At 56.6% G+C, this 12,017-nt stretch carries 10 protein-coding genes and 1 pseudogene; 4 read left to right on the forward strand and 7 right to left on the reverse strand.

The window, feature by feature from the left end:
- Positions 1–58 precede the first annotated feature (58 nt).
- Positions 59–1,102 (forward strand): GMP reductase, encoded by a 1,044-nt coding sequence (locus K5I40_RS15385; protein WP_039030362.1) that lies wholly within the window; start codon positions 59–61, stop codon positions 1,100–1,102.
- 30 nt (positions 1,103–1,132) lie between these two features.
- On the opposite strand, the gene hofC is transcribed toward K5I40_RS15385, so the two are convergent.
- The 4 genes from hofC to nadC all read right to left on the reverse strand — a co-directional run bounded on the left by hofC (position 1,133) and on the right by nadC (position 5,235).
- Positions 1,133–2,329: a protein transport protein HofC gene (gene hofC, locus K5I40_RS15390; RefSeq protein ID WP_223074957.1), complete on the reverse strand. Its 1,197-nt coding sequence runs from the start codon at positions 2,327–2,329 to the stop codon at positions 1,133–1,135.
- On the reverse strand, positions 2,319–3,704 hold the full coding sequence (gene gspE / locus K5I40_RS15395) for a type II secretion system protein GspE (RefSeq protein ID WP_223074956.1): 1,386 nt from the start codon (positions 3,702–3,704) through the stop codon (positions 2,319–2,321). Before gspE ends, hofC begins: the two co-directional genes overlap by 11 nt.
- On the reverse strand, positions 3,694–4,152 hold the full coding sequence (gene ppdD, locus K5I40_RS15400; RefSeq protein WP_138370438.1) for a prepilin peptidase-dependent pilin: 459 nt from the start codon (positions 4,150–4,152) through the stop codon (positions 3,694–3,696). Before ppdD ends, gspE begins: the two co-directional genes overlap by 11 nt.
- Before the next feature lie 189 nt (positions 4,153–4,341).
- Positions 4,342–5,235, reverse strand: a complete 894-nt coding sequence (gene nadC / locus K5I40_RS15405) for a carboxylating nicotinate-nucleotide diphosphorylase (protein ID WP_139564339.1) — start codon at positions 5,233–5,235, stop codon at positions 4,342–4,344.
- A gap of 87 nt (positions 5,236–5,322) precedes the next feature.
- On the opposite strand from nadC, the gene ampD reads away from it, so the two are divergent.
- Both ampD and ampE read left to right on the forward strand, forming a co-directional pair.
- Entirely contained in the window at positions 5,323–5,886 is a 564-nt protein-coding gene (ampD, locus tag K5I40_RS15410; RefSeq protein ID WP_223074955.1) for a 1,6-anhydro-N-acetylmuramyl-L-alanine amidase AmpD, read from the forward strand.
- Positions 5,883–6,737, forward strand: a complete 855-nt coding sequence (gene ampE / locus K5I40_RS15415; RefSeq protein ID WP_039030356.1) for a beta-lactamase regulator AmpE — start codon at positions 5,883–5,885, stop codon at positions 6,735–6,737. Before ampD ends, ampE begins: the two co-directional genes overlap by 4 nt.
- Positions 6,738–6,755: 18 nt before the next feature.
- Here ampE and K5I40_RS15420 read toward each other — a convergent pair.
- The 3 genes and pseudogenes from K5I40_RS15420 to aroP all read right to left on the reverse strand — a co-directional run bounded on the left by K5I40_RS15420 (position 6,756) and on the right by aroP (position 10,645).
- Positions 6,756–7,705 (reverse strand): annotated as a pseudogene (locus K5I40_RS15420) (family 43 glycosylhydrolase).
- 10 nt (positions 7,706–7,715) lie between these two features.
- Positions 7,716–9,113 (reverse strand): glycoside-pentoside-hexuronide (GPH):cation symporter, encoded by a 1,398-nt coding sequence (locus tag K5I40_RS15425; RefSeq protein WP_039030354.1) that lies wholly within the window; start codon positions 9,111–9,113, stop codon positions 7,716–7,718.
- A gap of 161 nt (positions 9,114–9,274) precedes the next feature.
- Positions 9,275–10,645, reverse strand: a complete 1,371-nt coding sequence (aroP, locus tag K5I40_RS15430; RefSeq protein ID WP_039030353.1) for an aromatic amino acid transporter AroP — start codon at positions 10,643–10,645, stop codon at positions 9,275–9,277.
- A gap of 538 nt (positions 10,646–11,183) precedes the next feature.
- On the opposite strand from aroP, the gene pdhR reads away from it, so the two are divergent.
- Positions 11,184–11,948 (forward strand): pyruvate dehydrogenase complex transcriptional repressor PdhR, encoded by a 765-nt coding sequence (pdhR, locus tag K5I40_RS15435; RefSeq protein WP_039030352.1) that lies wholly within the window; start codon positions 11,184–11,186, stop codon positions 11,946–11,948.
- Positions 11,949–12,017 lie beyond the last annotated feature (69 nt).

Consider the following 12,017-nt stretch of genomic DNA (forward strand, 5'->3'; position numbering starts at 1 on the left):
ACTGGAGTTGTGTGTTACGTTTTTTCGACATTTACCCCAGTACCCCAGGAATCCGCAAATGCGTATCGAAGAAGATCTGAAGTTAGGTTTCAAAGACGTTCTTATCCGCCCTAAACGTTCTACTCTGAAAAGTCGCTCCGACGTTGAACTTGAACGTCAATTCACCTTTAAGCATTCCGGTCAGACCTGGTCTGGCGTACCTGTTATCGCCGCGAATATGGATACCGTCGGGACGTTTGCCATGGCAAAAGCGCTGGCCTCCTTCGACATTCTGACCGCTGTGCACAAGCATTACAGTGTTGAGGAGTGGAATGCGTTTGCAGGTTCCGTATCTGAAAACGTACTGAAGCACGTGATGGTTTCCACCGGCACCTCTGATGCCGATTTCGAAAAAACAAAACAGATCCTGATTGCGAATCCAAACCTGAACTTCGTCTGTATTGACGTGGCGAATGGTTACTCCGAGCACTTCGTTCAGTTCGTCAGCAAGGCGCGTCAGGCCTGGCCGACCAAAACCATTATTGCGGGTAACGTGGTTACCGGTGAAATGTGTGAAGAGCTGATCCTCTCCGGCGCAGACATCGTGAAAGTGGGCATCGGCCCGGGCTCCGTCTGCACAACGCGTGTAAAAACTGGCGTTGGCTATCCGCAGCTGTCAGCAGTGATCGAGTGTGCTGATGCAGCCCACGGCCTGGGCGGCCAGATCATCAGTGACGGTGGATGCACCATGCCGGGCGACGTGGCGAAAGCCTTCGGCGGCGGCGCAGACTTCGTGATGCTGGGCGGTATGCTGGCGGGCCACGAAGAGAGCGGCGGTACCGTGGTTGACGAAAACGGTGAAAAATTCATGCTCTTCTACGGCATGAGCTCTGAATCTGCGATGAACCGCCACGTGGGTGGTGTTGCGCAGTATCGTGCCGCGGAAGGTAAAACCGTTAAGCTGCCTCTGCGCGGCCCGGTTGAGAATACCGCGCGTGACATCCTGGGTGGCCTGCGTTCCGCATGCACCTACGTGGGTGCATCCCGCCTGAAAGAGCTGACCAAGCGCACGACCTTTATCCGCGTTCAGGAACAGGAAAACCGCGTCTTCAACAGCCTGTAATGCCTCTCGCTGGCGCGTCCCGCGCCAGCGTTATCCCGCACTCATCGCATCCCCCAGATGGAAAATCGGCAGATACATCGCCACCACCAGCGTGCCAATAATCAGTCCCGTCACAATCAACAGTAATGGCTCCAGCAGCGAGGCAAGATTGTCCGCCTGCTGAAAGGTCTGCTCATTGTGATGCTGCGCCAGATTGCTCAGCATGGTATCCAGCGCTCCCGATGCCTCGCCGGTGCGAACCAGCTGAATGCAGAGTGGCGTAAAAATTGCGGCGTCGTTCAGGGCTGACCAGATGGGCATACCCTGCATAATGCGATGCCGTATCGTCTGTAATTTCTCCCGCCAGAAGGGGCACTCCAGCGTCTCCTCCGTACTTTCCAGCCCCTGTATAAAAGCGATGCCCGCCTGTTGCGTGAGGGACAGAACGGTAAAGATCTGGCTAAGCTTTTGCCCCCGCACCAGCGGGCCAATCACCGGGCTGGTCAGGAGCAGACGCTGGGTGGCGTACTGCCATCGTCGTTTGCGCCGAAGAAACAGCAGGCCCGATATGATTGCCAGCAGGCTTAACAGCAGTACAGCGCCCTGCTCCTGGAGCGCATTTGCCAGCCCCATGACTGCCCGGGTCAGGGCAGGTAAGGGGGTGTTAAAGGTTTTGTAGATCGCAGCAAACTCCGGCAACACCAGCGTCACCATTGCCAGCACCACGGCGACAGCCAGACTGAGAATAATCACCGGATAGCGCAGCGCTTTTTTTACCTTTGCGCTGAGCTGCTGCTGGGTTTTTTGCTGATGCGCCAGCTGACGACAACATTCATCCAGCTTGCCGGTTAGCTCCCCGGTTTTAATCATCGAGATATAGAGCGGCGGGAAGACGTGCGGCCACTTTTTCAGGGCGTCAGAGAAGGCGCACCCGGCGCTGAGGTCGTCGGCGACGCTTTGCAACAGCGCCTGCCATTGCCGGGCCGGATGCTGCTGCGCCAGAAGCGACAGCCCTGCCGACAGCGTTAAGCCCGCCTGCAGCAGCGTCGCCAGCTGGTGGATAACATCGTAGCGATGCTGCGCCTGCCAGCGACTCTGCTGCGCGCATCGTCTGAGCTCAAGGGGGACGAGCTCTTTGCCCTGCAGGACTGTCCATGCCGTTTGTTTGTCGGGCGCCCAAAGTGCGCCCGCCAGGCGCTCCCCTTGTGGGCTGAGTGCCCGCCAGCGCCAGAGCTGATTACCTGCCATCCGGGGCACCCAGCATCTGCACCACCTCTTCGAGGGTGGTGTGGCCCTGTTCTACCGCCATGCAGCCATGTTCAAACAGCGTGACCATGCCCGTCTGTCGGGCCAGTTTTTCGATCTCTTCCACCGCAGCTCCGCTGGCAATGGCCGAGCGCAGTTCGCGGGTAATAACCATTACCTCGAAGATGGCCACACGGCCATAAAAACCGTGATAGCAGCGGTCGCAACCCACCGGCAGCCAGTGCGGCAGAGGGCGAGGCCACAGCGCCTGCGGTAGCGGCGTATCCCTTAGGGCCTCCTGACGACAGTGCGGACACAGCCGACGGACCAGCCGCTGGGCAATCACCAGAGACAACGCCGAGGAGATCATCCAGCGCGCCACCCCCATCTGCTGCAGACGTACCAGCGTTTCGGCGGTGGAGTTGGTATGCAGCGTCGACAGCACCAGATGGCCGGTTTGGGCGGCGTTGATGGCGATCTCCGCCGTTTCGCCATCGCGTATTTCGCCCACCATGATGATGTCCGGATCCTGACGTAACAGCGCGCGCAGAACGCTCTGGAAGGTTAACCCCGCCCGGGGGTTAATGGGGGTCTGGTTTAGCCCATCAAGCGGGATTTCGACAGGATCTTCGACGCTGCAGATGTTCACTGCGGGCGTGTTACGGGCCTGCAACGCGCTGTACAGGGTGACGGTTTTGCCGCTTCCGGTGGGCCCGGTCACCAGAATCAGCCCCTGGGATTTATGCAGCGCTCCGGTGAATAATCGCTGCTGGGTTGTGCTCATGCCCAGCTGATCGAGCAAAAGTGCCTGTTGCTCCTGCTGCAGAAGCCGCAGGACGATTTTTTCTCCGCTGCGACAGGGGAGCGTGGCAATACGAAACGAGACGGGAGCCCCTGAAAGTTCAACCGTAAATTGCCCATCCTGGGGTAAGCGCCGCTCGGCGATATCCAGGTTGCCCAGCACCTTCAGCCTGGCGATAAGCGTTGTGCCCAGCTCGGATGAGAGGGGCTGTTGCGGGTACAGCACGCCATCGATGCGCAAGCGGATCTGCCAGCTCTCGTCGGCGGGCTCGATATGAATATCCGAGGCCCGCTGACTCATCGCCTGTATCAGGGTGCGGTTAAGGATCTCAATGGCGGAGCTCGTGGCGCTGGCGACGGCGGGCAGATGCGATTCTGACGCGGTTTGCCGGTGTTTTTCCATTCTCTCGCTGGTCCAGCATTCGATATCGATCCTTTTCTGTGTGGCGAAACGTAGCGCCTCCAGTAGCTCAGACGGCGGGTTACCGACAACCGCGATAGTGATTTTGTCCGGATCGCGGTTCAGCAGCTGGGCGTTATGACGCTGACACAGGGCCATTAACCGATCAGGATTCATTGCCTTTCTCCTCACCGGCCGTAAAGCGGAACACCTCTTCACAGGCCTGCTTCAGGGCACCGTCTGCGGCAATGGTACAGACGCGCTTCCAGCCGGTGATGCCATTGCCGTTATCCCACTGCGGCGTCATGACCACCTCCAGACCGTTCAGGCTCTCCTGTCCCGTCAGGGTGATGGCACCTTTGGCGATGCTCATGCCTGAGACATAGCGGGATGTCGCGGGGGAGGGGACACCGTTCACGCCCGCATCGCAGCTATCCGTCCCGCCATGATCGAGCGCGCAGAGTTCGACGGCGGTACGGTAGGGCAGGAAGGTTTGCAGCATATCGGTGAGGGCGGCTTTACGCAGGTAGTTCTGATAGGCCGGAATGCCGATGGCGCTAAGAATGGCGACAATGCCGATGACAACCATTAATTCGATGAGGGTAAATCCTTTTTGTCTTTCCATGATTCGCTCCTTGTTTAGACTGGCGCTACTGTGGCAGGCAGACAAACAGGGGGCGAGCGGCAAAACGCGTTTCGTGAAGCGGGATTCAGAGGGATGTGCTGGCGTTTCAGTGAGGTGCAACGGGCGTGCGAGAGAGGTCGTAAATCGGGCAAGCCCGGTCGGTGCAGACCGGGCTTAATGTAATGTCACTTAGCGAAAGCGCATCGACAGGTCGAGGGCGCGAATGTGTTTGGTCAGCGCGCCAACGGAGATGAAATCGACGCCGGTTTCGGCAAATTCACGTAAGGTTTCACGCGTCACGTTGCCAGAGACCTCCAGGCGGGCCTGGCCGTTGGTGCGTTTCACGGCTTCACGCATTTGCTCAGTTTCGAAGTTATCCAGCATGATGATGTCAGCGCCGGCTTTCAGCGCATCCTCCAGCTCCTGCAGGCTTTCCACTTCCACTTCGACCGGCACGTCCGGATGCAGCCAGAAGGCTTTCTCCACCGCCTGGCGTACGGAGCCGGAGGCAATAATATGGTTCTCTTTGATCAGGAACGCATCGGACAGCCCCAGACGGTGGTTCGCACCGCCGCCGCACAGCACGGCGTATTTCAGCGCGGTGCGCAGGCCCGGCAGGGTTTTACGCGTATCCAGCAGCTGGGTGTTGGTGCCTTCGAGCAGGTCAACATAGCTGCGCACTTCGCTTGCCACGCCGGAGAGCGTCTGGACAAAGTTAAGCGCGGTGCGTTCACCGGTGAGCAGCACGCGTGAAGGCCCCTCAAGTTCAAACAGCGGCTGGTTAGCCTTGATGCTGTCGCCGTCTTCAACATGCCACGTCACCTGGACCCGATCCCCGGCCAGTTGCGTAAAGACCTCTTCCACCCAACGTTTACCACAGAAAACCCCGTCCTCACGGGTAATAACGACGGCATGCGAACGGGCATCTTCCGCCAGCAGCTGGGCGGTAATGTCGTTGTCAGCGTTGACGTCTCCGCCCAGATCTTCGCGCAGCGCGTTGGCGACGCTTGCCGGAATATCCATATTTATACGTTCCAGCAGTACGTTACGTCTGTGGTCGGGGTTGTAGCGGCGTGGCGGCATGTTAAAACTCCAAATTGGTAACGAATCATAAGATTGAAACATGCTACTCTGAACCGGGAATCAGCACCATATATAAGGAGATCCTGCATGCACTCAGAACATGGCTGGCTGGCAGATGCACGGCACGTTCCTTCGCCACACCACGATTGCCGCCCGGAAGATGAAATTCCGTCGCTGCTGGTTGTGCATAACATCAGCCTGCCGCCCGGCGAATTTGGCGGCCCGTGGATTGACGCATTATTCACCGGGACAATCGATCCTGATGCTCACCCCTTCTTCGCGGAAATCGCCCACCTGCGCGTTTCTGCCCATTGTCTGATTCGTCGTGACGGCGAGATCGTCCAGTATGTTCCTTTCGATAAACGAGCCTGGCATGCGGGCGTGTCTCAGTATCAGGGGCGTGAACGCTGCAATGACTTTTCTATCGGCATCGAGCTTGAAGGGACAGATACGCTGCCCTACACCGACGCGCAATATGAGCAGTTGGCCGCGGTAACGCGCACGCTGATTTCGCTCTATCCGGCTATCGCCCGCAACCTGACCGGGCATAGCGATATTGCGCCGCAGCGCAAGACCGATCCCGGCCCAGCGTTTGACTGGGAAAGATTTAAAACCTTGCTTACCGCCCTGTCAGAAAAGGAGATGACATGACGTTATTTACCATGCTGCTGGTGATGATTGCTGAGCGTTTATTTAAGCTGGGCGAACACTGGCATCTGGATCATCGGATGGAAGTGCTGTTTCGTCGCATCCGCCACTTTTCCATGATCCGCACGATGCTGATGACGGCGGGCGTGATGGTGGTGGTGTTCCTGCTGCTGCGCTCGCTGTATGGCCTGTTCTTCAACGTGCCGCTGCTGGTGGTGTGGATCCTGCTCGGCGTGCTCTGTATTGGCGCAGGGAAGGTGCGTCTGCATTATCATGCCTATCTGAAGGCCGCCACCAACAATGATGCTCATGCCCGTGGGGCAATGGCTAGCGAGCTAACGCTTATTCACGGTATCCCGCCGGAGTGCGATGAACGCGAATTTTTACGCGAACTACAGAACGCGCTGCTGTGGATTAACTTCCGCTATTATCTGGCGCCGTTGTTCTGGTTTGTGGTGGGGGGCGCATGGGGCCCGGTGCTGCTGATGGGCTATGCGTTCTTACGTGCCTGGCAGAGCTGGCTGGCACGCTATCTGACCCCGCACGAGCGTTTACAGTCCGGTATCGACGCGATCCTGCACGTGGTGGACTGGTTGCCGGTACGGCTGTTCGGCGTGGTGTATGCCCTGATTGGCCACGGCGAGAAAGCCCTGCCGGCGTGGTTCGCTTCGCTGGGGGATCGCCATACCTCACAATATCTGGTGTTAACGCGTCTGGCGCAGTTCTCTCTGGCGCGTGAGCCGCATACGGATAAGATCGAAACGCCAAAAGCGGCCGTTTCGATGGCCAAGAAAACCTCTTTTGTGGTGGTGGTGATTGTGGCGCTGCTGACCATTTACGGCACGCTGATCTAAACCAGCGTGCCGCAGGCCTTACACTGTATCAGCTGACGGGATGCCGAAATCGGGCATCCCGTTTTCTTTCCAGACAACGGTTTTCAGGCGGGTGTGGCGGTTCGGATCGTACAGCGGATCGCCCTCGATCTCGGTGTAGTTGCGCGCATGGTAAACCAGTACGTCTTCACCGTCCGGCGTTTGGGTAAAGCTGTTGTGCCCCGGCCCGTACTGGCGGTTCTCGTAGCTGGTGGTGAATACCGGCTGCGGGGATTTATGCCAGTTCGCCGGGTTGCGTGGGTCGGCATTGAGGTCGATCCACAGCAGCCCCATGCAGTAGTTTTCATCGGTGGCGCTGGCGGAGTAGCTGATAAACAAGCGGTCACCGTGGAACAGAACCGCCGGGCCTTCATTGACCCAGAACCCACGGCACTCCCAGTCATATTCCGGTTTACTGAGCATCACCGGTTCGCCTTTGAGCGTCCACGGATTTTCCATTTCGCACAGATAAAGGTTCGAGTTACCGGCGATGTCCGGGGCTTTTTGTGCCCAGAGATACCAGCGTTTGCCCTGGTGAACAAAGGTGGTCGCATCCAGCGCAAAGGTGTCGAACGGGGTGGTGATTTGCCCTTTCTCTACCCAGGTACCGGTGAGCGGATCGTTGTCGCTACATTCCAGGGCAAACATCCGGTGCTGGAACATACCGAGCTTGTCCAGCGCCTGGGTATGGGTGGCGGCAAAGTAGATGTACCATTGCCGTCGATACAGTGCAGTTCCGGCGCCCAGATAAGCTCACTCATCGGGCCGGTCTCAGGCTTGCGCCAGACCACGACCTGCTCCGCGCTGCGCAGTCCGTCCAGCGATTCGGCGCGGCGGATCTCCAGCCGGTCGTACTCCGGGACCGAGGCAATAAAGTAGTACTCTCCTTCATGGCGAAGAATGTACGGATCGGCGCGTTGTTCAATAAACGGGTTTGGCCAGGTTTGCATTTGGCTCTCCTTATTTAGTCTCAGCGGCTTTGAGTTCCTGATAGTCGTTCAGCTCGCGATAGTTGTTCCGGCGTTTCTCCAGATCTTGCTGAATCTGCTTCATGGTTTCGCGGTCCACCTTCAGCAGACGCACCACGCCTGCGGTAATGAGATACCCGACGCCAGGGATCACAGTGAAGAGCAGGACGATGCCGTTGATGGCGTCAGCGCTTTGCGCTTTTGCACCCGCATCATAACCGTACCAGGAGAGCAGGAAGCCCACCATGGCACCGGCAATCGCCAGCCCGAGCTTGAGGAAGAAGATGTTGCCGGAGAAGCTGATCCCGGTGATGCGTTTGCCGGTTTTCCATTCGCCGTAGTCATCCACGTCGGCCATCAGGGACCAGTGCAGCGGAGACGGGATCTGGTGCAGGATGTTCAGCAGGAAGTAGAGCACCACGATGGTTACGGTGGCTTTCGGATCGAAGAAATAGAAGGCGGTTGAGAAGATCGCCAGCACGATGTTGGTCCAGAAGAAGACCTTCAGCTTACACCAGCGGTCGGTCAGCACTTTTGCCAGCACGCTGCCCAGCATCATCCCTACCACGCCCAGGCTGATAAACAGGGTCGCGAAGTGGGTGCTCTGGCCCATCACCCAGGTGACGTAGTACATGGTGGCCGCCATGCGGATAAAGCCCGGGCAGACGTTGCAGAGGGTCAGCAGCAAAATGCGCACCCACTGGTCGTTCTTCCACACGTCCTTGAGATCGTTTTTCAGTTCGTCATTGGTTTGTACCGCCGGTTGCACACGCTCGCGCACGGTAGAGAAGCTGAACAGGAACATGCAGGTGCCAATCAGCGCCAGCACGGTCATCGCCATCTGGTAGCCTTTGGCCTTGTCCTCACCGCCGAACCAGTCGGCCATCGGCAGCAGGGTCAGGGACAGCAGCAGGGTGGCAATACCCACCAGCACAAAGCGGTAGGACTGACAGGCAACACGCTCTTTCGGATCGTTGGTGATAACCCCGCCCAGCGAGCAGTAAGGAATATTAATCGCCGTATAGGTCAGAGAAAGCAGGAAATAGGTGACAAAGGCATAGATAACTTTGCTGTTGTAGGTCCAGTCCGGGGTGGTGAACATCAGGATACTGAACAGCGCATAAGGGAAAGCAATCCACAGCAGCCATGGACGAAATCGCCCATACTTACTGCGGGTACGGTCGGCGATAGCGCCCATGATCGGGTCGGTAACGGCATCGATGACGCGCACCGAGAGCAGCAGGACGCCCACCAGCGCAGGGGCCAGGCCGAAAATGTCCGTATAAAAATAGTTCACAAACAACATGATGGCGCCAAAGATGATGTTGCACCCGGCATCACCCATCCCATAGCCGATCTTTTCTTTCACTGATAGTTTATTGTTATCCATCGACGTTTCTCCGAGTAACGGTATGGAGAGAATTATTCGCTGGCAAAGCAAAATATGCGTTGCAGTATAACGTCGGTGATATGGATAAAATTGCTGTAGACGGGAAAGTGTGAGGAAGGTAACAACCCTCTGCACCCGGTAAAGGTGCAGAGGGGAGGGGATTAGTGCGCTTTTACCGTTTTGGCATTTTTCTGTTTACACATGTAGCCCACCCCGAGGACCACAATCCAGACCGGGATCAGGTAGACCGAAATGGCCATGCCTGGGGTCATCAGCATGATAATCAGTACGGCCGCCATAAACAGCAGGCAAACCCAGTTACCCAGCGGGTAGAGCAGGGCAGGGAAGCGTGTTTTCACGCCCTGCTGCTGCTTGGCACGACGGAACTTCATGTGCGCCAGGCTAATCATCGCCCAGTTGATCACCAGAGCAGATACCACCAGCGCCATCAGCAGGCCGAAGGCCGATTCCGGTGCCAGGTAGTTGATCAGCACGCACAGTGCGGTCACCACAGCCGACACGATAATGGTATTCACCGGCACGCCACGCTTATCCACGTTGAGCAGCGCTTTCGGGGCGTTGCCCTGCTGGGCCAGGCCGAACAGCATACGGCTGTTACAGTAAACGCAGCTGTTGTAAACCGACAGTGCCGCGGTCAGTACCACCACGTTCAGCGCGTTCGCCACGAAGGTGTCGCCCAGCTCGTGGAAGATCAGGACAAACGGGCTGGTGTCAGCGGTAACGCGGGTCCACGGCAGCAGCGAGAGCAGCACGGCCAGCGAGCCCACATAGAAGATCAGGATACGGTAGATAACCTGGTTAGTGGCTTTCGGGATGCTCTGCTCCGGGTTGTCGGCTTCCGCAGCGGTGATACCCACCAGTTCCAGACCGCCGAAGGAGAACATGATGATCGCCATCATCATCACCAGCCCGGTCATGCCGTGCGGCAGGAATCCGCCCTGATCCCAGAGGTTGCTCACGGAAGCCTGCGGGCCGCCGTTGCCGCTGAACAGCAGCCAGCCGCCGAACAGGATCATCGCCACAACCGCGATAACTTTAATAATGGCGAACCAGAACTCCATCTCCCCGAACACTTTGACGTTGGTCAGGTTGATGGCGTTGATCACCACAAAGAAGACCGCCGCTGAGGCCCAGGTTGGGATTTCAGGCCACCAGAACTGGATGTATTTCCCGACCGCGGTCAGTTCCGCCATCGCGACAAGGACGTACAGCACCCAGTAGTTCCAGCCGGACGCAAAACCGGCAAAGCTACCCCAGTATTTGTAAGCAAAATGGCTGAAGGAACCGGCTACCGGCTCTTCGACCACCATTTCACCCAGCTGACGCATAATAAGGAATGCAATAAAACCGGCAATGGCGTAGCCCAGAATAATTCCCGGACCGGCAGACTGAATGACCGATGCGCTACCCAGGAACAGGCCTGTGCCAATAGCGCCACCAAGAGCAATAAGCTGTATATGGCGGTTTTTGAGGCCGCGCTTTAGCTGATCGCCGTGCTGTTGACCTTCCATTATAAAACCTCGTGTGTGGTTGTTATGTTCACGCTCGGGCGTGTGTAATTATGAAATTCCATTTCATGTATTTATAAGTTTACGGTTCAATTGGCTGAAATAAACGGATGTGTCTTCCGTAATCGGAAGAATAGTGGTAAGCGACAGCGAATGCACCTGCTTTATGCGAGGAGAAAGCGAGTTCGAATAAAAAGAAAGCATTTGTAAATCGTCCCGTTTAAGTCCCTTTATCAACCTATAGAATAAAAATGCTCCATAAGTGGGCAGATTTTCATTTTTTACTCCGCTAAATCGGTTCAGATCGCACTTTCCACCGTTTCATTAAAGTTAAAACTGCCTCTTTTGGGGTAATCAATTCATTTGTGCAGAGTTACATTTTTGAAACGTTATTTCTGTAAGGTTGTTAAAATAAGCAGGGTTTAATGATTTCAATCAAAACCAATATGGACACAAGGTGAATACTTTGTTACTTTAGCGATACGAACATGAAATTGGTAAGACCAATTGACTCCGGGCAAAAAGGCGTAAGACAGGGAATATGGCCTACAGCAAAATTCGCCAACCAAAATTATCCGATGTGATTGAGCAGCAGCTGGAGTTTTTGATCCTTGAGGGGACCCTGCGCCCCGGTGAAAAACTACCACCTGAACGCGAACTGGCTAAACAGTTCGACGTTTCCCGTCCCTCGCTGCGTGAGGCGATCCAACGCCTCGAAGCCAAGGGCCTTCTGCTTCGTCGCCAGGGTGGCGGAACCTTTGTGCAAAACAGCCTGTGGCAGAGTTTCAGCGACCCGTTAGTGGAGCTGCTCTCCGACCACCCAGAATCCCAGTTTGATCTGCTTGAGACCCGTCACGCGCTTGAAGGCATCGCGGCCTATTACGCGGCGCTGCGCAGCAATGATGCCGATCGCGAGCGTATCCGCGAGCTGCATCAGGCCATCGAACGGGCCCAGGAATCCGGCGATCTCGACGCCGAATCCGACGCCGTTGTCCAGTATCAAATTGCCGTCACCGAAGCTGCCCACAACGTGGTGCTACTCCATCTGCTACGCTGCATGGAGCCAATGCTTGCCCAAAACGTTCGTCAGAATTTTGAATTGTTGTATGCCCGCCGGGAGATGCTTCCGCTGGTCAGCAACCATCGCACCCGAATCTTCGAGGCGATAATGGCCGGGGAGCCGGAGCAGGCGCGTGAAGCGTCGCACCGTCACCTGGCTTTCATTGAGGAAATCTTGCTGGACCGCAGCCGTGAACAGTCGCGTCGCGAACGTTCATTACGCCGCATACAGCAACGAAAGGATTAAGCGCCAGTTTTTTAGAGCGCGGCAACTAAACGCAGAACCTGTCTTATTGCGCTTTTAGTTTTCGAAATA

The organism is Leclercia sp. LTM14, assembly GCF_023736175.1.
GTDB lineage: Bacteria > Pseudomonadota > Gammaproteobacteria > Enterobacterales > Enterobacteriaceae > Enterobacter > Enterobacter barmai.

Coding starts and splice junctions, on each gene's coding strand:
- K5I40_RS15385 (WP_039030362.1), top strand. CDS start 59: ATGCGTATCGAAGAAGATCTGAAGTTAGGTTTCAAAGACGTTCTTATC.
- hofC (WP_223074957.1), bottom strand. CDS start 2,329: ATGGCAGGTAATCAGCTCTGGCGCTGGCGGGCACTCAGCCCACAAGGG.
- gspE (WP_223074956.1), bottom strand. CDS start 3,704: ATGAATCCTGATCGGTTAATGGCCCTGTGTCAGCGTCATAACGCCCAG.
- ppdD (WP_138370438.1), bottom strand. CDS start 4,152: ATGGAAAGACAAAAAGGATTTACCCTCATCGAATTAATGGTTGTCATC.
- nadC (WP_139564339.1), bottom strand. CDS start 5,235: ATGCCGCCACGCCGCTACAACCCCGACCACAGACGTAACGTACTGCTG.
- ampD (WP_223074955.1), top strand. CDS start 5,323: ATGCACTCAGAACATGGCTGGCTGGCAGATGCACGGCACGTTCCTTCG.
- ampE (WP_039030356.1), top strand. CDS start 5,883: ATGACGTTATTTACCATGCTGCTGGTGATGATTGCTGAGCGTTTATTT.
- K5I40_RS15425 (WP_039030354.1), bottom strand. CDS start 9,113: ATGGATAACAATAAACTATCAGTGAAAGAAAAGATCGGCTATGGGATG.
- aroP (WP_039030353.1), bottom strand. CDS start 10,645: ATGGAAGGTCAACAGCACGGCGATCAGCTAAAGCGCGGCCTCAAAAAC.
- pdhR (WP_039030352.1), top strand. CDS start 11,184: ATGGCCTACAGCAAAATTCGCCAACCAAAATTATCCGATGTGATTGAG.